General features: G+C 69.7%; 22 protein-coding genes. 16 read left to right on the top strand and 6 right to left on the bottom strand.

Annotated elements, in window-relative coordinates; all coding sequences use genetic code 11:
• The 4 genes from ASC95_RS15020 to ASC95_RS15005 all read right to left on the bottom strand — a co-directional run bounded on the left by ASC95_RS15020 (position 1) and on the right by ASC95_RS15005 (position 7,114).
• Positions 1-1,377, bottom strand: a complete 1,377-nt coding sequence (locus tag ASC95_RS15020) for an efflux transporter outer membrane subunit (protein ID WP_057298533.1) — start codon at positions 1,375-1,377, stop codon at positions 1-3.
• Positions 1,374-4,529: an efflux RND transporter permease subunit gene (locus tag ASC95_RS15015; protein ID WP_057298532.1), complete on the bottom strand. Its 3,156-nt coding sequence runs from the start codon at positions 4,527-4,529 to the stop codon at positions 1,374-1,376. The genes ASC95_RS15020 and ASC95_RS15015 overlap by 4 nt, the downstream gene beginning before the upstream one ends.
• A 14-nt stretch (positions 4,530-4,543) precedes the next feature.
• Positions 4,544-5,740, bottom strand: a complete 1,197-nt coding sequence (locus ASC95_RS15010; protein ID WP_200960150.1) for an efflux RND transporter periplasmic adaptor subunit — start codon at positions 5,738-5,740, stop codon at positions 4,544-4,546.
• A 141-nt stretch (positions 5,741-5,881) separates the two neighbouring features.
• Positions 5,882-7,114, bottom strand: coding sequence for a multifunctional CCA addition/repair protein (locus ASC95_RS15005; protein ID WP_057298530.1), 1,233 nt, complete (start codon positions 7,112-7,114; stop codon positions 5,882-5,884).
• Positions 7,115-7,220: 106 nt separating this feature from the next.
• Here ASC95_RS15005 and fghA point away from each other — a divergent pair, with 106 nt between their 5' ends.
• From fghA to ASC95_RS14975, 6 genes are all read left to right on the top strand, one after another.
• A complete protein-coding gene (fghA, locus tag ASC95_RS15000; protein ID WP_057298529.1) occupies positions 7,221-8,045 on the top strand; it encodes an S-formylglutathione hydrolase in 825 nt (274 codons plus the stop codon).
• A gap of 114 nt (positions 8,046-8,159) precedes the next feature.
• Positions 8,160-9,506: a dicarboxylate/amino acid:cation symporter gene (locus ASC95_RS14995; RefSeq protein WP_057299035.1), complete on the top strand. Its 1,347-nt coding sequence runs from the start codon at positions 8,160-8,162 to the stop codon at positions 9,504-9,506.
• A gap of 34 nt (positions 9,507-9,540) precedes the next feature.
• A complete protein-coding gene (locus ASC95_RS14990) occupies positions 9,541-10,158 on the top strand; it encodes a TetR/AcrR family transcriptional regulator (protein WP_057298528.1) in 618 nt (205 codons plus the stop codon).
• A gap of 50 nt (positions 10,159-10,208) precedes the next feature.
• Positions 10,209-11,099, top strand: coding sequence for an alpha/beta fold hydrolase (locus ASC95_RS14985; RefSeq protein WP_057298527.1), 891 nt, complete (start codon positions 10,209-10,211; stop codon positions 11,097-11,099).
• A gap of 22 nt (positions 11,100-11,121) precedes the next feature.
• Positions 11,122-13,002: an ATP-binding cassette domain-containing protein gene (locus ASC95_RS14980; protein ID WP_057298526.1), complete on the top strand. Its 1,881-nt coding sequence runs from the start codon at positions 11,122-11,124 to the stop codon at positions 13,000-13,002.
• Entirely contained in the window at positions 12,999-13,379 is a 381-nt protein-coding gene (locus tag ASC95_RS14975) for a hypothetical protein (RefSeq protein WP_057298525.1), read from the top strand. Before ASC95_RS14980 ends, ASC95_RS14975 begins: the two co-directional genes overlap by 4 nt.
• On the opposite strand, the gene ASC95_RS14970 is transcribed toward ASC95_RS14975, so the two are convergent.
• On the bottom strand, positions 13,376-13,984 hold the full coding sequence (locus tag ASC95_RS14970) for a response regulator (protein WP_162250783.1): 609 nt from the start codon (positions 13,982-13,984) through the stop codon (positions 13,376-13,378). The genes ASC95_RS14975 and ASC95_RS14970 overlap by 4 nt on opposite strands.
• Before the next feature lie 187 nt (positions 13,985-14,171).
• Positions 14,172-15,614 (bottom strand): PLP-dependent aminotransferase family protein, encoded by a 1,443-nt coding sequence (locus tag ASC95_RS14965; protein ID WP_057298523.1) that lies wholly within the window; start codon positions 15,612-15,614, stop codon positions 14,172-14,174.
• Between the two features lie 73 nt (positions 15,615-15,687).
• Here ASC95_RS14965 and ASC95_RS14960 point away from each other — a divergent pair, with 73 nt between their 5' ends.
• From ASC95_RS14960 to ASC95_RS14915, 10 genes are all read left to right on the top strand, one after another.
• The gene (locus ASC95_RS14960) at positions 15,688-16,605 is read left to right on the top strand and encodes a DMT family transporter (protein ID WP_057298522.1); all 918 of its coding nucleotides are present in this window, start codon (positions 15,688-15,690) and stop codon (positions 16,603-16,605) included.
• Positions 16,606-16,617: 12 nt separating this feature from the next.
• Complete coding sequence (locus tag ASC95_RS14955; RefSeq protein WP_057298521.1) at positions 16,618-16,911, top strand: DUF2917 domain-containing protein; 294 nt, start codon at positions 16,618-16,620, stop codon at positions 16,909-16,911.
• Positions 16,908-17,603, top strand: coding sequence for an aspartate/glutamate racemase family protein (locus ASC95_RS14950; protein ID WP_057298520.1), 696 nt, complete (start codon positions 16,908-16,910; stop codon positions 17,601-17,603). Before ASC95_RS14955 ends, ASC95_RS14950 begins: the two co-directional genes overlap by 4 nt.
• Before the next feature lie 26 nt (positions 17,604-17,629).
• Positions 17,630-18,838, top strand: coding sequence for a PLP-dependent aminotransferase family protein (locus tag ASC95_RS14945; protein ID WP_057298519.1), 1,209 nt, complete (start codon positions 17,630-17,632; stop codon positions 18,836-18,838).
• Complete coding sequence (locus tag ASC95_RS14940; RefSeq protein WP_057298518.1) at positions 18,838-19,272, top strand: GNAT family N-acetyltransferase; 435 nt, start codon at positions 18,838-18,840, stop codon at positions 19,270-19,272. The genes ASC95_RS14945 and ASC95_RS14940 overlap by 1 nt, the downstream gene beginning before the upstream one ends.
• 7 nt (positions 19,273-19,279) lie before the next feature.
• Positions 19,280-20,119 carry a PhzF family phenazine biosynthesis protein gene (locus tag ASC95_RS14935; RefSeq protein ID WP_200960149.1) on the top strand — a complete coding sequence of 280 codons (840 nt, stop codon included), beginning with the start codon at positions 19,280-19,282 and terminating at the stop codon, positions 20,117-20,119.
• A 2-nt stretch (positions 20,120-20,121) separates the two neighbouring features.
• Positions 20,122-20,700 (top strand): VOC family protein, encoded by a 579-nt coding sequence (locus tag ASC95_RS14930; RefSeq protein ID WP_082567818.1) that lies wholly within the window; start codon positions 20,122-20,124, stop codon positions 20,698-20,700.
• A complete protein-coding gene (locus ASC95_RS14925; RefSeq protein ID WP_057298516.1) occupies positions 20,700-21,416 on the top strand; it encodes an alanyl-tRNA editing protein in 717 nt (238 codons plus the stop codon). Before ASC95_RS14930 ends, ASC95_RS14925 begins: the two co-directional genes overlap by 1 nt.
• Positions 21,417-21,545: 129 nt before the next feature.
• Positions 21,546-22,061, top strand: a complete 516-nt coding sequence (locus tag ASC95_RS14920; RefSeq protein WP_057298515.1) for a GNAT family N-acetyltransferase — start codon at positions 21,546-21,548, stop codon at positions 22,059-22,061.
• 17 nt (positions 22,062-22,078) lie between these two features.
• Positions 22,079-22,966, top strand: a complete 888-nt coding sequence (locus ASC95_RS14915; RefSeq protein WP_057298514.1) for an SMP-30/gluconolactonase/LRE family protein — start codon at positions 22,079-22,081, stop codon at positions 22,964-22,966.
• Positions 22,967-23,051: the final 85 nt, after the last annotated feature.

The raw sequence follows: 23,051 nt of genomic DNA, 5'->3' as shown, positions 1-23,051 counted from the left end.
TCAGCCTCCGCCGCCCAAGGCGCGATACAGCGCCACCAGGTTCTGCGCGCGCTGGCTCTGCACCTGCACCAAAGTCTGCTGGGCCGCGAACAGCGAGCGCTGGGCGTCCAGCCGGTCCAGTGCACTGGACACGCCGGCCGTGTAGCGCTGCTCGGCGGCATTCAGGCGGCGTGATTCGGCGTCGACCTGGGCGGCCAGCGCAGCGCGCTGCTCGGCCAGCGTGGCGCGCCCAGCCAGGCCGTCGGCCACCTCGCGGAAGGCCGTCTGGATGGCCTTCTCGTACTGGGCCAGCGCGATGTCTCGCAACGCCCGCGCGCCGGCCAGGTTGGCGCGGTTGCGGCCGGCGTCGAAGATCGGCTGAACCAGCGAAGGTGCAAAGCTCCAGGCCGAGTTCTTGAACAGATCCGATAGGTGGCCGCTGGCCGTGCCGACGCTGCCGGTCAGGGTGATGCGCGGCCAGAAGGCGGCGCGGGCGGCGTCGATGTTGGCGTCGGTGGCGCCGAGCTGGAACTCGGCCTGGCGGATGTCGGGCCGGCGTGTCAGCACCTCGCTGGGCAGTCCGGCGGGCAGCTCGGCCAGCGGCTCGAAATCGGCCAGGTCGCCGGTCGGCGCGGGCAGGTCGGCCGGCAAAGGCCCGCCGATCAGCAGGGCCAGCGCGTTCTCGTCCAGCGCGCGCTGGCGCTGCGCCTGGGCCAGCACGGCGCGGGCTGCCTGCCAGGAAGACTCGGCCGTGCTCAGGTCCAGCTGCCCCGCCACGCCGCCTTCGAAGCGCTGGCGGGTCAGCGACAGCGACTGCTCGCGCGTGGCGAGGGTGTCGCGCGTGATCCTGAGCAGGGCCTCATCGGCCTGCAGTGCGATCTCGGTGTTGGCGACGCTGGCCACCAGGGCCGTGCGCACGGCCTGCTGGTTGGACTGGGCAGCCAGCACCTGGGCCGCGGCGGCGGCGCTCAGGCCACGCAGACGGCCGAACAGGTCGAGCTCATAGGCCGAGACCTGCAGGCCGGCCTGGTAGGCGCTGTTGATGCCGCCAGCCGCCGTGGGCGTGCGCGAGCCGCTGAGGCCGGCGTTGACCGTGGGCCACAGGTCGGCGTCGCGCGCCGCCGTGGTGGCACGGGCGGATTCGATGTTCAGCACCGCCACGCGCAGGTCGCGGTTGTTGGCCAGCGCCAGCGGGATCAGCCGCTGCAGCCGCGCGCCCTTGAAGGCCTGGGCCCAGGGCAGCTCGGCGGCGGCGACCGGGCTGGGGCCGCCCGGCTGCGGGAAGGCATTGGGCACCGCAGCAGCGGCCGCTTTGGAAGCGACCGGCCGCTTGGGTTCGGGCCCGGCACAGGCTGCCAGCAAGGCCGCCAGCGCGATCAGCGAAAGCGTCGTCTTCATGCCTGGCCTCCCGCATCGTCCTCGGCCTCGTGGGCATCGCGCTTGCGCTGCCGCTCGCTCCCCGGGAAGAAGCGGCGCACGACGACGAAGAACACCGGCACGAAGAACACCGCCAGCATGGTGGCTGACAACATACCGCCCAGCACGCCGGTGCCGATGGCACGCTGGCTGGCCGAGCCCGCACCGCTGGCGAGCACCAGCGGCAGCACGCCGAGCATGAAGGCGAGCGACGTCATGACGATGGGCCTGAAGCGCAGGTGCGCGGCTTCACGCACCGCGTCGAATACGCTCTTGCCGTGGGCCTGCAGGTCCTTGGCGAACTCGATGATCAGCACCGCGTTCTTGGCCGACAGGCCGATGATGGTGATCATGCCGACCTTGAAGTAGACGTCGTTCTCCAGGCCGCGGAAGGTGGCGCCCAGCACCACGCCCAGCACGCCCAGCGGCACGACGAGGATGACGGCGAGCGGAATGCTCCAGCTCTCGTACAGCGCGGCCAGGCACAGGAACACGGCCAGCAGCGAGAAGCCGAACAGGATGAACGCGGTGGAGCCCGAGAGCTTCTCCTCGCGCGACTGGCCCGTCCATTCGTAGCCGAAGCCGTCGGGCAGGGTGGCCGCGATCTTCTCCATCTCGGCGATGGCCACGCCGGTGGACACGCCCTTGGCCGGCTCGCCCAGGATGCGCATGGCCGAGTAGCCGTTGTAGCGCACGGTCTGCATGGCGCCGGTGATCCACTTGCTGGTCGAGAAGGCGCTCAGCGGCACCGGCTGGCCGGCGCTGTTGAGCACATTGAGCCGGCCGAGGTCCTCGGGCTGCATGCGCGCCGGCGCGTCGGCCTGCACGATGACGCGCTGCAGCCGGCCGGTGTTGGGGAAGTCGTTCACATAGGTGGACCCGAGCGACGTGCCCAGCACCGCGTTGACGGCGCCGATGTTCACGCCCAGCGCCTGGGCGCGGTCGCGGTCGATGCTGAGCTCCAGCTGCGCGGCGTCTTCCAGGCCGTCGGGGCGCACGGCGTTCAGCAGCGGGTTCTTGGCGGCGGCGGCGAGGAGCTGGTTGCGCGCGGCTAGCAACTCGGCGCGCGTGTGGCCGCTGCGGTCCTGCAGGCGGAAGGCGAAGCCGTTGGCCCGGCCCAGGTCGCGGATGGGTGGCGGGCTGGTCGGGAAGATGATGGCGTCGCGCACCTTGCTCAGCGCCCCGAAGGCGCGGGCGGCCAGGCCTTGCGCAGAGTGCTCGGGGCCGTGGCGTTCGTCCCAGGGCTTGAGCGTGACGAAGGCCAGGCCGGCGTTCTGGCCCGCGCCCGAGAAGCTGAAGCCGACCACGCCGACCATGCTCTCGACCTCGGGCTGCTTGAGCATGTAGCCCTCGACCTGCTTGACCACGTCCAGCGTGCGCGCCTGCGTGGCGCCCGGCGGCAGCTGGATGTTGACGAGGATGTTGCCCTGGTCCTCATTGGGCACGAAGGAGGTGGGCAGCTTCTGGAACACCAGCACGGCCGCGGCGATGACGGCCGCGTAGACCACGGCCATGCGCGCGCCGCGGTAGATGAACTTGGACACCCAGCCTTCGTAGCCCTTGGCCGTGCGTGTGAAGCCGCGGTTGAACCAGCCGAAGAAGCCGCGCTTTTCCAGGTGGTGGCCGGCCTCGACGGGCTTGAGCAGCGTCGCGCACAGCGCCGGCGTCAGCGACAGCGCCAGGAAGGCCGAGAAGGCGATGGAGCTGACCATCACCGCCGAGAACTGGCGGTAGATGTTGCCGATGGAACCGCTGAAGAAGGCCAGCGGCACGAACACCGAGATCAGCACCACCGTCACGCCGACGATGGCGCCGGAGATCTGGCCCATGGCCTTGCGCGTGGCCTTGAGCGGCGACAGCCCCTCCTCGCTCATGACGCGTTCGACGTTCTCCACCACGACGATGGCGTCGTCCACCACGATGCCGATGACCAGCACCATGCCGAACATCGTCAGCACGTTGATGGAGAAGCCCAGGGCCAGCAGCGTGGCGAAGCTGCCCAGCAGCGCGATGGGCACCACCAGCGTGGGAATGATGGTGTAGCGGATGTTCTGCAGGAACAGGAACATCACCAGGAACACCAGGGCCACGGCCTCCACCAGCGTCTCCACGACCTGCGAGATGGAGATGTCGATGAACAGCGAGCTGTCGTAGGGGATGGTGGCCTTCACACCCGCGGGGAAGTACGGCTCCAGCTGCTTGAGCCGCTGCTTGATGAGCTTGGCCGTCTGCAGCGCATTGGCCGACGGCGCAAGCTGCACGCCCACGCCCGCCGAGGGGTTGCCGTTCAGCCGCGTGGAGCGGCCGGTGTAGCTGTCGGCGCCCAGCTCGATGCGGGCCACGTCCTTGAGCCGCACCGTGGAGCCGTCGGGATTGGCGCGCAGGATGATGTTGCCGAACTGCTCGACGCTGGTGAGCTGGCCGCGCACGACCACCGTGGCCGCCACCGGCTGGCCCGGCACATTGGGCAGGTCGCCGATGGAGCCGGAGCTGACCTGCGCGTTCTGCGCCTGGATGGCCGTGTTGACGTCGGACGGCGCGAGCCGGAAGCCCACCAGCTTGGCCGGGTCCAGCCAGATGCGCATGGCGCGCTCGGTGCCGAACAGCAGGCCCTGGCCGACGCCGGGCACGCGCTGGATCTCGGGCAGCACGGTGCGCGAGGCGTAGTCGCCCAGAGCGATCGGGTCGAAGGCCGGGTTGCTGCTCGACAGGATGATGAAGAGCAGGAAGTTGGGGTTGGCCTTGTCCACCCGCACGCCCTGCTGTATGACGGACTGCGGCAGGCGCGGCTGGGCGCGGGCGTAGCGGTTCTGCACGTCGACCTGGGCCAGGTCGGGACTGGTGGCCGGGTCGAAGCTCATCGTGATGGAGCCGGTGCCGTCGGCTTGCGCCACGGCCTCCATGTAGATGAGGCCGGGCGAGCCGTTCATCTCGCGCTCGATGACGCTGATGACCGAGTCCTCCAGCGTCTGCGCCGAGGCACCCGGGTAGCTGACTGACAGCACGATGGACGGCGGCGCGACCGGCGGGTACTGGGCGATCGGCAGCTGCGTGACCGCCACCACGCCGATGACCGTGATGAACAGGGCGATGACCCACGCGAAGATGGGCCGGTTGATGAAGAACTGCGCCATGAGTGCTCAGCCCTTCAGCGCGAAGCCGCCGAGGCCGGCGCGGCAGGAGCGGACCCCGCTGGCGACCATGGCACCGGGCGGGCCTTGCCGCCCGCCTTGGCCTTCTGCAGGCCGTCCACGATGACCTTCTCGCCGGCCTTCAGGCCGCTCAGCACCAGTGCGTTGCCGCCCTGGGCCGGGCCCAGCTTGACGGGGCGCGCACTGACGCTGCCGTCGTCGGCCACGACCAGCACGGTCTCGCCCGTCGCGCCGCGGGCCACGGCCTGCTGCGGCAGCCAGACGGCGTCGCTCACCTCTGCCTGGGCCAGGCGCACCCGCACGTAGAGCCCGGGCAGCAGCAGGCCCTTGGGGTTGGGCAGCTCGGCGCGCAGCGTGATCTGGCCGGTGGCGGCGTCCACGCTGAGGTCGGAGAACAGCAGCTTGCCGGCCTGTGGGTAGACGCTGCCGTCCTCCAGCAGCACCTGCACGCTCGCGGCGTCCTTGCCGCCCGCCCGCTGCAGCTTGCCATCGGCCAGCGCCTGGCGCAGCCGCATGACCTCGGCGGCCGACTGCGTGAAGTTCACATACAGCTTGTCGATCTGCTGGACGATGGCCAGCGGCGTGGCTTCGCCCTGGCCCACCAGTGCGCCTTCGGTGACGAGGGCACGGCCGATGCGGCCGGCGATGGGCGAGGTGACGGCTGCGTAGCCGAGGTTGATCTGGGCCGTCTGCACGGCCGCCTTGCCGGCCGCCACGTCGGCCTTGGCCTGCTGGGCCGCGGCCTGGGCGTTGAGCGCTTCCTGCTGGCTGACGGCCTGGGTCTTGGCCAGCGGGGCATAGCGGTCGGCCAGGGCCTGGGCCTGGGTCAGGTTGGCCTCGGCGCGCGCGAGCGTGGCCTGGGCGCTGGACAGCGACGCGCGGTAGGGCGCGGCATCGATCTCGAACAAGGCCTGGCCGGCCTTCACGTCGCTGCCTTCGGTGAAGAGGCGCTTTTGCAGGATGCCGGCGGCGCGGGCGCGGACCTGTGCGACGCGGAAGGCTTCCAGCCGACCGGGCAGTTCGGTGGCGAGGTCGGCGCGGCCCGGTGCGACGGTGACGACACCCACTTCGGGCGGCGGTGGCGCGGCTGCCGCGGGCTTGCTGTCGCCCCCGCCACAGCCGCTCAGGCCCAGCCCAGCGCCCAGTGCCACCAAGACGCCCAGCCGAGCGCTGTTACCCCATGCCAACTTCATCATTGCGTCCTGTTCGACTTGCTTCTCGACGGCCCGCTCGCATGCGAATTTCCGGCATGCGGAGCAAAACCTCTGACTTTATCCATGCAATCGCTTTCATGCCGGTGAAGCAACGCAAAGCCCCAGTGCCTGGCCAAGTGCCTAGGTCAGCGTCGCGTTGAGCGCCGCCAGCCGCGCCCGCTGCACGGCGCGGCCGATGTCCGGCCCCTTGGCGCCACGCGCGATGGCTTCGGCACTGGCGGCGGCGAGGTCAACCTTCTGCGTCGCCGCCAGGTCGGCCAGCAGCCGTTCGCGTTGCGGATAGTCGCGGTTCTCCAGGCCCAGACGGCCGCGGGCATCGCACTCGCAGGCCCACAGCAGTTCGGCGAATCGATCCGGGCGGCGCCAGGCGTCGCAGCGCTCCAGCAGGCGCAGCCGCGCCTCGGCGCTGAAGCCGCCGCTCTGGTGAACATGGGTGTGCTCGCGCGCCACCAACTCGGCCAGCTCGCGGCAGTCGGTCGGCACCTTCCAGCGCGCGCTGACGCCACGGGCCAGGTCCTCGCTGCGCTTCTCGTGGGCGATGTGGCGCGGCAGCTCTTCCTTGCGCGTCGTGCCCTTGCCGAGGTCGTGGCAGAGGCAAGCGTAGCGCACCGTCAACGGCGCCTGCAGCCGGGCGCATTGGTCCAGCACCATCAGCAGGTGGATGCCGGTGTCCACCTCGGGGTGGTGGGCCTCGGGCTGGGGCACGCCGAACAGGGCCTCGACCTCGGGCAACAGCTTGGCTAACGCGCCAGCCTGGCGCAGCACCTCCAACATGCGTGAGGGCTTGGCTTCCATCAACCCGCGGGACAGCTCCTGCCAGACGCGCTCGGCCACCAGCGCATCGACCTCGCCGGCGGCGACCATGGCGCGCATCAGCTCGACCGTCTCGGGAGCGACGGTGAAGTCGGCGAAGCGCGCCGCGAAGCGGGCCAGGCGCAGGATGCGCACCGGGTCCTCGGCAAACGAGGGCGAGACATGGCGCAGCACCTTGGCCGCCAGGTCTCGCTGGCCGTCGTAGGGGTCGATGACCTGGCCCTGCTCGTCCTGCGCCATCGCATTGATGGTCAGGTCACGCCGCGCCAGGTCCTGCTCAAGCGTCACGTCGGGCGCGGTGTGAAAGGCGAAGCCGTGATAACCGGCGGCCGTCTTGCGCTCGGTGCGGGCCAGGGCCACTTCCTCGCGCGTGTCAGGGTGCAGGAAGACGGGAAAATCCTTGCCGACCGGCAGGTAGCCGGCCGCCAGCAGGTCGGCAGGCGACGCGCCGACGACGACCCAGTCATGGTCCTGCACCGGCAGGCCGAGCAGGCGATCGCGCACGGCGCCACCGACGAGATAGGTCTGGAAATGAGACATGACGCCGATTCTGCGGCCACACTGTGGGCATGAAGCCCCCACGTCAACTTCGTTTCCTGCCCCGCGAGGGGGCGTCAGTGCCCTTCGGGCGGTCGGGCCGGCACTGATGCAGATCCTGAACGAACACCGCTGCTTTGGCGGCACCCAGCGCTTTTGCCAGCACGACTCGGCCGAGATCGGCCTGCCGATGCGCTTCGGCCTCTTCCTGCCGCCCGAGCCGCGGGCGCTGCTGGTCTTCCTGGCGGGCCTCACCTGCACCGAAGAGACCTTCGCCATGAAGGCCGGCGCCCAGGCCGTTGCGGCCGAGCTGGGCCTGACCCTGTTGACGCCGGACACCAGCCCGCGCGGCGCCGGCGTTCCGGGCGAGAGCGACGCCTGGGACTTCGGCGTTGGCGCGGGCTTCTGTCTGGATGCGACGCAGCCGCCCTGGGCGCAGCACTGGCGCATGGAAAGCTGGCTGATGAAGGAGTTGCTGCCCGCGGTGCAGGGCGAGACGGGGCTGGCGCGCGTCGGCCTGTTCGGCCACTCCATGGGCGGACACGGCGCGCTGACGCTGGCGCTGCGCCACCCGGGCCGCTTCGCGTCGTTGTCGGCCTTTGCGCCCATCGCGGCGCCGATGCGCTGCCCGTGGGGGCGCAAGGCCTTCAGCGGCTATCTGGGCGAAGACCGCGCCGCCTGGGCGGCCCACGACGCCAGCGCGCTGATGCAGTCGCAGGCCAGTGCGCCCTACCCGCAGGGCATCCTCATCGACCAGGGCCTGGCCGACAAGTTCCTGGCCGAGCAACTGCACCCCGAGGCCTTCGAGGCCGCCTGCGCTGCCAAGGGCCAGCCCTTGACGCTGCGCCGCCATGCCGGCTACGACCACGGCTACTACTTCATCGCCAGCTTCATGGCCGACCACCTGCGCCACCACGCCAGCCAATTGTTCTAGGGGGTCTGGCGCCGGCTTTGCAATTCTTGTGGGAAGCCACAGTCGCCGCCGCCGACCTTCGCACCTAAGCTGCCGCCGAAGCCAGTTCCGCTCGAAGAACTGTTGGAGACGCGCATGCAAGCTGCCACCGGGCGCCCGCCCATCTATCGCTCCCTCTACGCCCAGGTCATCACGGCCATCGTCATCGGCGTCGTCGTGGGGCATTTCTGGCCGCAGACAGGTGAGGCCCTGAAGCCGTTGGGTGACGGCTTCATCAAGCTGATCAAGATGATCATCGCGCCCATCATCTTCTGCACGGTGGTGGTGGGCATCGCGGGCATGGAGGACATGAAGCGCGTCGGCAAGACCGGCGGCTATGCGCTGCTGTACTTCGAGATCGTGTCGAGCATCGCCCTCATCGTCGGCCTCATCGTCGTCAACGTGTTGCAGCCCGGCGAGGGCATGCATGTGGACCCCAAGACGCTGGACACCAAGGGCATTGCCGCCTACACCGGCCCAGGCAAGCTGCAGGGCACGGTGGACTTCCTGCTGGCCATCATCCCGACCACGGTGGTGGACGCCTTTGCCAAGGGCGAGATGCTGCAGGTGCTGCTGTTCTCGCTGCTGTTCGGTTTCGCGCTGCACCGCTTCGGCGGCCGCGGCACGCTGGTGTTCGACGGCATCGAGAAGACCTCGCATGTGCTGTTCGCCATCGTCGGCATGATCATGAAGATCGCGCCCATCGGCGCCTTCGGCGCGATGGCCTTCACCATCGGCAAGTACGGCGTCGGCTCGCTGATCTCGCTGGCCAAGCTGATGGGCACCTTCTATGCCACCTGCCTGATCTTCATCTTCATCGTGCTGGGCACCATCGCCAGGCTGCACGGCTTCTCCGTGTGGAAGTTCATCAAGTACATCAAGGAAGAACTTTTCATCGTGCTGGGCACCTCGTCCAGCGAGTCGGTGCTGCCGCGCATGATGGCCAAGCTCGAGAACCTGGGCGTGCGCAAGTCCACCGTCGGCCTCGTCATCCCGACCGGCTATTCCTTCAACCTCGACGGCACCTCCATCTACCTGACGATGGCCGCCGTCTTCATCGCCCAGGCGACGGACACGCCGATGACGCTGACACAGCAGCTCACGCTGCTGGGCGTGCTGCTGCTCACCAGCAAGGGCGCGGCCGGCGTGACGGGCAGCGGCTTCATCGTGCTGGCAGCGACGCTGTCGGCGGTGGGCGGCGTGCCGGTGGCGGGGCTGGCGCTCATCCTGGGCATCGACCGCTTCATGTCCGAGGCACGGGCGCTGACCAATCTGATCGGCAATGGCGTTGCCACCGTCGTCGTCGGCAAGTGGACGGGCGACCTCGACACGGCGCGCATGCAGGCGGTGCTGAACAACGAGACGCCCGCCGAGTCCGACGAGCCCGAGGAGGTGCTGGACGCCGTGGACCAGCACATGCCCGGCGCAGTGACCTCCAAATAGACAGGGTCTCGCACGATCGTGCTAAATTGCGGGCATGGAAACCCGCAGCGAACGCGCCGAAACCACGCTGGCCGCCATCATCGATGCCGCCCTGGCCATGGCCTCCGAAGGCGGGCTGGAGAGCCTGTCAATCGGTGAGTTGGCCAAGCGCCTGGAGCTGTCCAAGAGCGGCGTGTTCTCGCGCGTCGGCTCGCGCGAGCAGCTGCAGGTGGCCGTGCTGCTGGAGTACGACCGGCGCTTCCAGCAGGACGTTTTCGTGCCCGCCATGCGCGAGCCGCGCGGCCTGCCGCGGCTGGACCTCATCATGCGCCGCTGGCTGGCGCGCGCCACCAACACCGATCGCACGCGCTCCTGTCTCTACACGGCGGGAGCCTTCGAATACGACGACCGCGAGGGTCCGGTGCGTGACCAGCTCCTCGACGGCGTGCTGAGATTGCGCGTGGCGCTGCGCCGCACCGTTCTGCAGGCCATCGAGGCCGGCCATCTGCGCGCCGACCTCGACGTCGAGCAGTTCGTCTTCGAGATGGACGCCCTCTTCACCGGCCTGCTGCGCGACACTCGCTTCCTGCGCGACCCCCTGGTCCACGCGCGCGGCATCAAGGCCTGGGAGCGCATGCTGGCCGCCGCCAGAAGCCCCGCCAGCCCGAGTTGATTTTTTTTGCCAAAACGTCGCACGATCGTGCGAAATCAGGAGCCACAGCGATGAGCACCCACAATCCCGCCGCCGCCTTCTTTGCCTCCCCGGCCGCACGCGGCGTCGCCGCCCTGCTGCGCGGCCTGCAGCATGTCTCGCCCAGCCTCGGCACGCGGGTCGCGCTGGGCCTGTTCTTCACGCCGATGCCGACCAAATGGCTGGCCCGCTCGCGCGCCGTGCCACGGCCCTGGGTGGAGCGCCAGCTGCCCTTCGAGGGCGGCCATGTCAGTGTCTGGGAGCGCCGCGACATCGAGCCGGGCCGGCCCAAGGTGTTGCTGACCCACGGCTGGGCCGGCGACGCCCAACAGATGCGGCCGCTGGCCGACACGCTGGCGGCGGCGGGGTTCGAGCCGGTGCTGCTGGACCTGCCGGCCCATGGCCGCAGCAGCGGCTGGCGCAGCAATCTGCTGCAGTGGGTGAGGGCGATCTTTGCCGTCACGGCGCGCTTCGGTCCCTGGGACGGTGTCGTCGCGCATTCACTCGGCGCGATGGCCATGTCCCATGCGCTGGCGCGCGGCCTGCCGGTGCGGCGTGCGGCGCTGGTCGCGCTGGCGCCGGCGCCCTGGCAGTTCCTGCGCTGGTTCGCCCAGGCCATGGGCACGGGCGAGGGCCTGGCGGCGCGCATGCGCGGCCATTTCGAGCAGCGCGAGGGTGCGTCGCTGGGGCATTTCGAGCCCGGCTGGCTGGCCTTGCGCGTGAACCAGCCGACGTTGCTGGTGCACGACCGCGGAGACCTCACGGCGCCCATCGCCGGCAGCGAGACCCTGCTCGCCGGTCTGAGCGCCGGCCGCCTGCACGTCACCGAGAACCTCGGCCACCGCCGCCTGCTCAGCGACCCGGCCGTCATGGAGCAGGTGCAGGCCCATCTGTCGGCAACGCCGTCGCTGAGGGCCGTTTGAACCGCCGAGGGACAATCGAGGGATGGCAGTCCTCTCCCTCACCAACGCCCACCTCGCTTTCGGCCACGTCGCGCTGCTCGACGGTGCCGGCTTTTCCCTCGAAGTCGGCGAGCGCGTCGGCCTCATCGGCCGCAACGGCACGGGCAAGTCCTCGTTGCTGAAGATCCTTGCCGGCCTCGAGAAGCTCGACGACGGCCTGCTGCAGCAGCAGCAAGGCCTGACCAACGTCTATGTGCCGCAGGAGCCCGAGCTGCGCGGCGACGCGACCATCTTTGATGTCATCAGCGAGGGCGTGGCCGAGCACAAGGCGCTGCGCGAACGCTACGAGATCCATGACGAGAACGACGACCTGGCCTGGGTGCAGGAGCGCATCGAGCACATCGGCGCCTGGAACTGGGAGCAGCGCGTCGAGGAGACCCTCCACCGCCTGGGCCTGGACGGCTCACGCCTGGTGAGCACGCTGTCCGGCGGCCTGAAGAAGCGGGTCGCGCTGGGCCGGGCGCTGGTCGCGCAGCCGGACGTGCTGCTGCTGGACGAGCCCACCAACCACCTGGACCTGGACGCCATCACCTGGCTGGAAGGCCTGCTGAACGACTTCAAGGGCTCGCTGCTGCTGATCACCCACGACCGGGCGTTCCTCGACAACGTGGCCAACCGCATCGTCGAGCTGGACCGCGGCCAGCTGCGCGGCTACCCGGGCAACTACGCCGCCTTCCAGGCCGCCAAGGCCTATGAGCTGGAGAACGAGGCGCTGTTCAACGCCCGCTTCGACAAGCTGCTGGCGCAGGAAGAGGTCTGGATCCGCAAGGGCGTCGAGGCGCGTCGCACGCGTTCGGTGGCGCGCATCCAGCGCCTGGAGGCCATGCGCCAGGCTCATGCCGCGCGGCGCGACGTGCAGGGCAAGGTCAGGCTGGACATCGACACCGGCGGCGCCAGCGGCAAGATCGTCGCGGAGCTGGAGGACGTGTCCAAGAGCTACGGCGAGCGTGCCATCGTGCGCGGCTTCACGTCCACCATCCTGCGCGGCGACAAGGTCGGCCTGATCGGCCCCAACGGCGCCGGCAAGACGACGCTGCTGAAGATGATTCTCGGCGAGCTTCCGCCGGACAGCGGCAGCGTGCGCCTGGGTTCCAAGATGACGGTCGCCTACTTCGACCAGATGCGCGACACGCTCAACCTCGACGCGACGCTGGCCGACACCATCAGCCCCGGCTCGGAGTGGATCGAGATCGGCAACCAGAAGAAGCACGTCAAGAGCTACCTCGGCGACTTCCTGTTCTCGCCGGCACGTGCCAACTCGCCGGTGCGCACGCTGTCGGGCGGCGAGCGCAACCGCCTGCTGCTGGCGCGCCTGTTCGCGCGGCCGGCCAATGTGCTGGTGCTGGACGAGCCCACCAACGACCTCGACATCGAGACGCTGGAGCTGCTGGAGGAACTGCTGGCCGACTACGACGGCACGGTCTTCCTCGTCAGCCACGACCGGCGCTTCCTGGACAACGTCGTCACGTCGACCATCGTCTACGAGGGCGAAGCGCGCTGGCGCGAGTACGAGGGCAGCGTGCAGGACTGGCTGACGCAGTCCCGGCGCGCGGCGGCCCTGCAGGCGCAGGCGGCGCCCAAGCCTGCCGCGGCGCCGACGCCGCCACCACCCGCACCTGAACCGGCGCTGGTCGTCGCGACCAAGCGCAAGCTCAGCTACAAGGAGCAGCGCGAGCTCGACGAGATCCCCAAGCAGATCGCCGCATTGGAGGCCGAGCAGAAGCAGCTGAACGCGCTGCTGGCCGGCAGTGAGCTGTACGCGCAAGGCGCGACCCGCATCGCCGAGGTGACCGACCGCGCCGCCGACATCGATGCCGAATTGCTGACGCTGATGGAGCGCTGGGAAATCCTGGAGGCGAAGTGAACGCCTTGCACCAGGAATGGCTGGCCCTGCAGTCCCAGCACGAGCGCTACGAGGCGCTGGCCCTGAGCGTGAAGCTGGTGGCCTTTGCCGCCACCGTGCTGGTGCCGGACAACACGCTGGCGCTGGCCCTGCTGGCTCTGCTGTGGCTGCAGGAAGGCGTGCTCAAGACCTTTCAGGGGCGGCTGGGTGATCGCCTGCTCGCTGTCGAGGCGGGACTGAAGTCGGGCGAAGGCGTGGTGGCGATGCAGTTGCACAGCGACTGGCTCGCCAGCCGGCCGCGTGGCGCGGGATTGATGTCGCAGTACCTGAAGAGTGCGCTGCGCCCGACGGTGGCGCTGCCTTATCCGCTGCTGATGCTGTTGGTGGTGATCGTCTAGGCGCGCTGCAGTTTCTCGAGCGGGACGAGTTCGCCCTGGCCCTTGAGCTGCACCACCGTCTCGCCATGGCGGTGCACGACGTACTGGGCCACGTGCACGGCACCGTTGAAGCGCACCTTGTCGCCCGGCTTGATGATGGGCAGGGGCGCCATGACCGGCATTACCGGCCGGGGCGCTGGCTTGGCCGTGCGCATCACCTCGCGGACCTGGCCGTGCAGGCCGGGCAAGCGCTTGGCCAGGGCCTCGAGGGAGCGCGTCATCTCCGCCTTGAGCTGCTCGGCGGTGAAGGGCTTCTTGAGCAGGAAGTCGGCACCGTGGGCCTCGGCCTCGAACTGGTGCTCGGGCGTCACCTCGAAGCTCAGCAGGGACAGGTGCAGCGACGGCTGCACCTCGCGCAGGCGCTGGTAGAGCTGGATGCCGCTCAGCGGCGCCTTGGCGAACCAGTCGGTGATCAGGAAATGCGGCTTGAAGAGCAGGCCCTGGGCCAGGGCGGCGTCGGTGTCGGCGCAGCACAGGATGTTGTCAGCGGCGAAACCGCGGCTTTGCAGCAGTTGGCGTGCAAAGGTCTGCACGCCGGCCAGGGGGTCTACAACGAGAAATTTCAAGGAGTCTGTCATGGCCGCCGGAGGGCCGCTGAAAGGATTTCGCGGCGCCCGGATTCTGCCGTCCACGGTCTGCCCGGCCGGCGAACAAACCCTCGCTCGGCGAGAACTTTTTGTCAGCCCTGCAGGCCGCCGAAGTCGGCTCGCAGACCCTGCGGCGTGCGAGCCAGACGAACGAGGTGGGATGACCCTAGGGGGGCGCCGCCCGGCCTTGCAAGGCATCCACGCAGGCGCGCAGCGCGCGCCAGAAGGTCGGGTCCTGCGAGGTGGCCATGTTGACGCGCATCAGCGAGCCCGGGCAGCGCGTGGCGCTGAAGAGGGCGCCGGGCGCCGTCAGCCAGCCGGCGTCCAGCAGCGGCTGGGCCAGGCGCTCGGTGTCGACACCGACGTCCAGCCAGCCGAACAGGCCGTCCGGCGGCGCGGCCCAGGCAAAGCCCTGCTTGCCCGCGAGCGCCGAGACGCGCTGGCGCGCCGTGGCCAGGCGTTCGCGCAGGCGCTGGGCGTGGCGGCGCAGGCGCCCCTGTTCCAGGCACAGCGCCACGGCACGCTCCAGCACCGGCGAGCTGGTCAGGCCGTCGAGCAGCTTGGTGTCGGTCAGCGCGCGCAGGCGCTCGGGCGCAGCGGCCAGGTAGCCGACGCGCCAGGCCGGCGTCAGCACCTTGGAGAATCCCGACACATAGGTCACGCGGCGCAGGCCGTCCAGGGCCGCCAGGCGCGGCAGGTGCTCCGGGGCGAGGAAGCCGTAGCTGTCGTCCTCGACGATGAAGAAGTCATGTTCGTCGGCCAGGCGCAGCAGCTTGTGGGCGCCGGCCAGGTTGAGGCTGTGGCCGGTCGGGTTGTGCAGCACGGACACGGTCAGGTAGGCGCGCGGCGAATGCGCGGCGGCCAGCGCGTGGAGCACTTCCAGGTCCGGCCCTTGGGCACTGCGCGGCACGGGCAGCAGGCGGATGCCGGCCTGGCTCAGGCGGGCAAACATGATGGCCCAGCCGGGGTCGTCGACCAGCACGGCATCGCCCGGCTGCAGCTGGGTGCGGATGATGAGGTCCAGCGCGTGGGTGGCGCCGTTGGTCGTCAGGATCTGCGCCGGGGTGGCGTGGATGCCCAGGTCGTGCAGGCGCTGGCCGAGGGCCGCGCGCAGGCGGGCGTCGCCGCTCGGGTCGCCGTAGCTGACCTGCAGGCCGAGAGCGTCGGCCGCGTTCAGGCGGCGCAGGGCCGACTGCAGCAGCGTCGGGTCCAGCCAGTCGGCCGGCAGCGTGCCCAGGCCGGGCGAGCGCGCCGCGTCGGCCTCGAACATGCCGCGGATCAGCGCGGTGGCGTCCATGGGCGCCTGGCGCGGCATGGCCATGGCGGGCGCGCGGGCCGTGGCCCGGGCGGTGGCAGGCCGGCTGTCACGCACGAAGAAGCCGCGCTGCTGGCGCGCCTCCAGCAGCCCGGCGGCCTGCAGCTGGTCGTAGGCGGCCACGACGGTGTGCGGGCTGACGCCGTGCTGGCGCGCGCAGTCGCGCACCGAAGGCAGGCGGGCGCCGGGCAGCAGCAGGCGCTCGCGGATGCGCTGGGCGTAGCGCTCGGCCAGTTGGCCGGCCAACGGCAGGCTGGCGCCGCGCTGCAGGGGCGGGTGTGTACCGGTGGGCATGGCAGTACAGATTCGTGGTGTGGCTGGCCGACTGTACTGGTTCTGTATCGGTGTCATGCCTCAGACTGAATCCATGTCAGGGTTTTCCACGTCCACCACGGTCTCGACGACCACCACCTCCGATGCCACACGGGGCTTGCTGCTCGGCGCGGCCGGCGTGCTGATGTTTGCGCTCAGCATCCCGATGACGCGCCTGGCCGGTGGCAGCGCTGCGCTTCCGCAGCTCGACCCGGCCTTTGTTGCCTTCGGCCGCGCGGTGGTGGCAGGGCTGCTGTCGGTGGCCTATCTGCTGGCCACCGGCGCGCGCCGGCCGCGCGGCGGCGAATGGCGGCTGCTGGGCTTCACGGCCGCCGGCGTGGTGTTCGGCTGGCCGCTGCTGCTGGGCTTTGCGGTGCGGCATGTGGATGCCGTGCATGCCTCCGTCGTGTCCGGCGTGCTGCCGCTGGCCACGGCCGTCATCGCTGCGCCGGTGCTGCGCCAGCGGCCGAGCCTGGGCTTCTGGGCCTGCGCGTTGGCGGGGTTGGCGCTGGTGATTGGCTTCGCGGCCTGGCGTGGCGCCGGTGGGCTGGAACTGGCGGACGGCTTGCTGCTGGGCGCCGTGCTCTGCGCGTCCGCCGGCTATGTCAGCGGCGCCAGGCTCACCAGGTCCATGACGGCCGAGCAGGTGATCTGCTGGGTGCTGGTCATCAGCCTGCCCCTGACCGTGCCGCTGGCCGCGCTGACGCGGCCGACCGCGCCGGTGGCGGCCTCGGCCTGGGGCGGCTTTGCCTATGTGTCGCTGGTGTCGATGTGGATCGGCTTCTTCGCCTGGTACCGCGGTCTGGCGCTGGGCGGCACGATGCGGGTCAGCCAGGTGCAGGTGCTGCAACCTTTCTTGTCCATGCTGTTCGCGGTGCCCTTGCTGGGTGAGCGGCTGGACGCGATGACCGTGGTCTTCGCCGTCGCCGTGCTCGCGGTCGTGTGGCTGGGCAAGCGGCAACCGGTTCACTGAAGGAGGCTTGCCATGAACGACCGTTTCACCACCCAACTCGTGCCCGGCCAGGCGCTGACCTTGGCTGCCGTGGCTGCGCCGCGCCGCCTCGTCGTCACGAGTGGCCGGCTGTGGCTGACGGTGTCCGGTGGCACGGATGACCATTGGCTGTGCGCCGGCGAAGGCTTGACGCTGGCGGCCGGCCAGGAGGTGGTTGTCGAGGCGTGGCCGGAAGCCGCCTTCCAGTTGCTGCAGCCGGTGCCCAAGCGCAGCGTCGAGGCCAGGCCGGCACGGGGCTGGCGCATGAACCTGGCGGGTGCGGCATGAAGACGCTGGGCATCCTGGGTGGCATGAGCTGGGAGTCCACCCAGCATCTGTACGCGTTGATCAACCGCGGCGTGGCGGCGCGGCTGGGCGGCCTGCACAGCGCCCAGCTCGTGCTGCACAGCGTCGACTTCGCGCCCATCGCCGCCATGCAGTCGGCCGGCCAATGGGCCGAAGCCGCCCGCGTGCTGGGTGAAGCCGCCGCCGGCTTGAAGCGTGCCGGTGCCGAGGCGCTGCTGATCGCAACCAACACCATGCACCTCGTCGCCACCGAGATTGAACAGGCGGCCGGCCTGCCGGTGCTGCACATCGTCGACGCGACTGCGGAGGCGCTGCGCGCAGCCGGCGTGAAGCGCGCCGGCCTGCTGGCCACGCGCTTCACGATGGAGCAGGGCTTCTACCGCGAGCGCATGAAGACCCGTTTCGGCATCGAGGTCATCGCGCCCGACGAGGTTGGCCGCACCGAGGTGCACCGCCTGATCTACGAGGAACTGTGCCGCGGCCGCTTCGAACCGGCCTCGCGCGAGGCCCTGCGCGGCCAGGTTGCGGCCCTGGCCGACCGCGGCGCGCAGGCCGCCATTCTTGGCTGCACCGAGCTGGGCCTGCTGCTGCCTACAGGTTCCAACGCCGCCCTGCCATTGTTTGACTCCACCGATTTGCAGGCCCGTGTCGCCGTCGACTGGATGCTAGGCTGACTCCTTTGAAATCCCACGTAACCACCATGACCACCGTCTGGACCCAGGCGCGCCGCGCCGCGCGAATGAACCCATCCATCATTCGCGAGATCCTCAAGGTCACCGAGAAGCCGGGCATCCTGTCCATGGCCGGCGGCCTGCCGAGCGCGGACACCTTTCCGGTCGACGCGCTGAAGGCCGCCTGTGACCGCGTGCTGAGCAGGAACCCGCGCGAGGCCCTGCAGTACGCCGCCAGCGAGGGCTTTGCGCCGCTGCGCGAATGGGTGGCGGCGCGAGTCGCTTCACTGGGCATGAAGGTCACGCCCGACCAGGTGCTGGTCACCAGCGGTTCCCAGCAGGGCCTGGACCTGGTGGGCAAGATCCTGTGCGACGCCGGCGCGCCGGTGGCCGTGGAAACGCCCACCTATCTCGGCGCCCTGCAGGCATTCACGCCTTTCGAGCCCATCTTTGCGAGCCTGGCCAGCGACGACCAGGGCCCGCGCCCTGAGGCCATCGCGGCGCTGCCGCATGACGCGCCGGGCACGCGCTTCAGCTATCTGCTGCCCAACTACCAGAACCCGACCGGCCGCGTCATGGGCGCGCAGCGGCGTGTCGAGGTCGTCGAGGCCTCCCGCCGCGCCGGCGTGCCCATCGTCGAGGACAACCCCTACGGCGATCTCTGGTTCGACGAGCCGCCGCCGGCCGCGCTGTCCAGCCTGTGGCCGGAAGGCTCGCTCTACCTCGGCTCCTTCTCCAAGGTGCTGACGCCGGGCTTCCGCCTGGGCTATTTGATCGCTCCGCCCGAGCTGTATCCAAAGCTGCTGCAGGCCAAGCAGGCCGCCGACCTGCACACGCCGGGCTTCAACCAGCGCGTCGTGCACGAGGTCATCCGCGACGGTTTCCTGGACAACCACATCCCCACCATCCGCGCCCTGTACAAGGCCAACCGCGACGCCATGGCCGAAGCGCTGCGCGAGCACCTGCCGCCGGGTTGCGACTACCTGTCGCCCCAGGGCGGCATGTTCTTCTGGATCCGCCTGCCGGAAGGCCTGGACGCCATGGCCCTGCTGCCCAAGGCCGTGGACGCCGGCATCGCCTACGTGCCGGGTGCAGCCTTCTACGCCCACCAGCCCGACCCGCGCACGCTGCGCCTGTCCTTCGTCACGCTCACGCCCGACCTGATCCGCGACGGCGTCGAGAAGCTGGGCCGGGTGCTGCACGAGGCGTTGGAGCCGGTGGCGGAGCACGCGCCCTGATGCAGCACGATGGCTACCGGCTCAGCTTTGCGCCCGAGGACATCGACGCCCGGGCAGCCCACGCCTTTCTCGTCGGCGCCTACTGGTCCGAGGGCATCCCGCTGGCCCTCGTCGAGCGCTCGATTGCGAACTCGCTGTGCATCGCGCTGCTGGCCGAAGGGCAGGGCCAGGTCGGCTTTGCCCGCGTCGTGACCGACCGGACGACCTTCGCCTACCTCTGCGACGTCTATGTCCTGGATGCCCACCGCGGCCGCGGCCTCGCGAACTGGATGATCGAGACGCTGCTCGCCCACGCCGACCTGCAAGGCCTGCGCCGCTTCATGCTCTTCACCCGCGATGCCCATGCGGTCTACGCCGGCCACGGCTTCTCGCCACTGGCCAAGCCGCAGCGCGGCATGGAGATCGTCCGCCCCGGTCTTTATCTCAAGCCATGATCAAGCCATGACTCAGTTGCGCCGCTTTGCCCAGGTCGATGTGTTCACCGCCGTCCCGTTGAAGGGCAATGCCCTGGCTGTCGTCATCGACGGTACGGGGCTGTCCGACGAGGAGATGAGTGACTTCGCGCGCTGGACCAATCTGTCCGAGACGACCTTCCTGCTGCCGCCCACCGACCCCGGCGCCGACTACCGCGTGCGCATCTTCACGCCCGGCGGCGAACTGCCCTTCGCCGGCCATCCGACGCTGGGCAGCGCCCATGCCTTCCTGGCCAGTGGAGGCGATGCGAAGAAGCCGGGCGAGGTGGTGCAGCAATGCGCCATCGGCCTGGTGCGCGTGAAGCGCGACGGCGCGCGCCTGGCCTTTGCCGCGCCGCCGTTGCAGCGCAGCGGCGCCGTGGGTGCCCAAGAGCGTGCACAGGCGATTGCCGCGCTGCGCATCGCGCCGGACGCGCTGCTCGACCTGGTCTGGGTCGACAACGGCCCCGGCTGGATGGCCGCTCGTCTGGCCGACGCCGCCAGCGTGTTGGCGCTGCAGCCGGATTTCATCGCGATGCAGGGGCTCAAGCTCGGCGTGGTCGGCGCCCATCCGGACGGCAGCGAATGCCAGTTCGAGGTGCGTGCCTTCGTGCCCGATCTGGGCATTCCCGAAGACCCGGTCACCGGCAGCCTGAATGCGGGGCTGGCTCTGTGGCTGCAGGCATCCGGTTTGGCGGGTGACAGCTATGTTGCTGCTCAGGGCGCGGCTCTCGGTCGCGCGGGTCGCGTCCACGTGAGGCGCGATGGCGAGGGAACCTGGATCGGCGGTGACGTCACCCCGCTGATTCATGGCCAGGTGAAGCTGTGAGTATGGAACTCGATCACCTTGTCGTCGGCGCAGCGACGCTGGAAGAGGGCGTCGCCTGGTGCGAGCGCGTGCTCGGTGTCACGCCCTGCCCGGGCGGCAAGCATGCGCTGATGGGCACGCACAACCGCCTGCTCAACATCAGTGGCCCCCTCCATCCACGCGTCTACCTGGAGATCATCGCGATCGATCCCGAGGCGCCACCGCCCGGCCGGCCGCGCTGGTTCGACCTCGACCAGCCGGCCCTGCGCGAGCGGCTGGCCCAGGGGCCGGGGCTCATCCACTGGGTGTCGCGCGTGCCGAACCTGGATGCGGCGCTCGCCAACTGGCGCGGCGAAGGCGTCGACGCCGGCGAGGCGGTCGAGGCCTCTCGAGGCAATCTGCGCTGGCGCATCGCGTTGCGGGAAGACGGCCGCCGGCTGCGCCGCGAGGCGCTGCCGGTGCTGATCGAATGGGGCGAGGCCCATCCCACCGATGGCATGCCGGCCTCGGATGTGCAGTTGCTGGGCTTCGATGCCCGCGACGGGCTGAAGGCGCGCCTGGCGACGCCGCGCGGTGAAGTCGAGCTGGAGGTGGTGGGCTGATGAAGACCGAGGATCTGTTCCGCGAAGACGCGACGCTGCTGGCTTGCGACGCGACCGTCACCGCGCAGGGTGAGGGTGGCGTGCTGCTCGACCGCACCGTCTGCTATCCGGTCGGTGGCGGCCAGGCCGGGGACACCGGTTGGTTGGTCGCCGACGAGCAACGCTGGCGCGTCACCGACACGCGCAAGAGCAAGGAGCACCCGGCGGCGATCGTCCACCTGATCGAAGGCGAGCTGCCGGCTGTCGGCACTGCGGTTCGCGTCGAGGTCGATGTTGCGCGCCGCATGGCCCACCGGCGCTTTCACACCGCCACGCATCTGCTGTGTGCGCTGCTGCCCTATCCGGTCGACGGCTGCTCCATCACCGAGACCTATGCGCGGCTGGATTTCCACACCGACGAGCCCTTCGACAAGGAAGCCATCCAGGCTGGGCTGGACCGGCTGGTGGCCGAGTCGCATCCGGTGGGGCACCGCTGGATCAGCGAGGAAGAGCTGGATGCCAACCCCGGTCTCGTGCGCTCGATGAGCGTGCAGCCTCCGCGCGGGCTGGGCCGCATTCGCGTGCTGGAGGTTGAGAGCGTGGACCTGCAGCCCTGCGGCGGAACGCATGTTTCGAATACCGCCGAGATTGGTGCCGTGGTGGTCACCAAGATTGAGAAGAAGAGCGCCAAGACCCGCAGGGTCGTGCTGGGCTTTGCCCAGTCAAGCGCAGCTTGAAGCGCTCTTCTTCGGGGAGCACTCACGTTTACTTTGCGAACGTGAGTGATCACCAGAAGAAGAGTGCCAAGACCAGACGTGTAGTCTTGGGATTCGCCAGCTGATCCCACTGGCTAAACTGCGGCGCCTATGGCCGGCCCCGACATACAGCTGATCACGCCCGAGTCCCCCGAGGACTGGCAGGAGACCCGACTCATCCTGCGCGACTACGCCAACAGCCTCGATGTGGATCTCGACTTCCAGGGCTTCGAGGAAGAACTCGCCGGATTGCCAGGCGTCTATGCGCCGCCCGGCGGCCTGATGCTGCTGGCCACCGTCGACGGTGCCATCGCGGGCAGCGGCGCCTTCCGTCCCTTGCCTGACGCCGACTACCCCAACGCCTGCGAGATGAAGCGCCTGTTCGTGCGCCCGGCCTTTCGCCGCTTCGGCTTGGGCCGCATCCTGGCCCAGGCGCTGATGGACCGCGCCACCGAGGCCGGCTACTCATCCATGCTGCTGGACACGCTGGACGACATGGAAGCCGCGCGTGGCCTCTACGAAAGCCTGGGCTTCTCGGAAGTGCCGCCGTTCTACTACAACCCCATCCCCGGCGCCCACTACCTGAAAGCCGAACTCGGCGCCTTCCGGCCGAGTTACTTCGGATAACCGCCTAGAGTGAGTGGATGCCTCAAGACATCCAGCCCCTAGGCTCCCATCGCTGCCTGCTCGGCGAATCGCCGCTCTGGCATCCCACCGAACAATCGCTGTACGCGGTCGACATTCCTGGCCGCCAGGTCTTGCGCTGGCGCGCTGGCGCCGATGCCCCTGATGCATGGCCGCAGGATGCGGAACCTGGCTGCATCGCGGCGCGAGCCAGCGGTGGCCTGCTGGTTGCACGACGCGATGGTCTGTGGGCGCTGGATCCGGCGACCGGAGAGCAGCAACTCGTCAGCCCGCCGCCCTATGACGCCGCGCGCCTGCGTTTCAATGACGGCAAGGTCGACCCGGCAGGACGGCTGTGGATCGGCAGCATCTCCGATGCGCGCGAGCCTGAAGCGGCGCTCTATCGCTTTGATGGCCAGGCGTTCGCGGCACAGGTGTCCGGCCTGACGACCTCCAACGGCCTTGCCTGGAGCCCCGACGGTCGGCGCATGCACTGGTCCGACACCAAGGCCCACCGCGTATACGTGGCCGACTTCGATGTGGCGACGGGCGCACTGTCGTCCCCGCGCGTTTTTGCCGAATTCAAGCCGCGCTCACCGGGCGAGGTCTATGGCGGCCGCCCGGATGGTGCGGCGATGGATGCCGAGGGTTGCTACTGGGCCGCGATGTTCGAGGGCGGCTGTGTGCTGCGCATCGCGCCGAGCGGCGAAGTCGTGCGGCGCGTCGAGCTGCCCGTGACGTGCCCGACCATGCCCACCTTTGGTGGCGCCGACCTGCACACCCTCTTCATCACGACGGCGCGCGAAAAGCGGCCCGCTGACGAACTGGCGCGCGAGCCGCTCGCCGGCGCCGTGCTGCAACTGCGCGTCGACGTGCCGGGCTTGCCCGCGACCCTGACACCCGCCTGAACGGGGCCTGAATCCTGTTCCGGACAGGGGGCGTATTTACCCCGGTGTAACTCGTCACATATAATGAGTGGCTTTGTTGGGTGGC

The organism is Pelomonas sp. Root1217, assembly GCF_001425705.1.
In the GTDB taxonomy this organism is placed as follows: domain Bacteria; phylum Pseudomonadota; class Gammaproteobacteria; order Burkholderiales; family Burkholderiaceae_C; genus Pelomonas.
The sequence above is the reverse complement of the archived record's forward strand: the minus strand, read 5'-3'. Positions and strand labels throughout refer to the sequence as shown.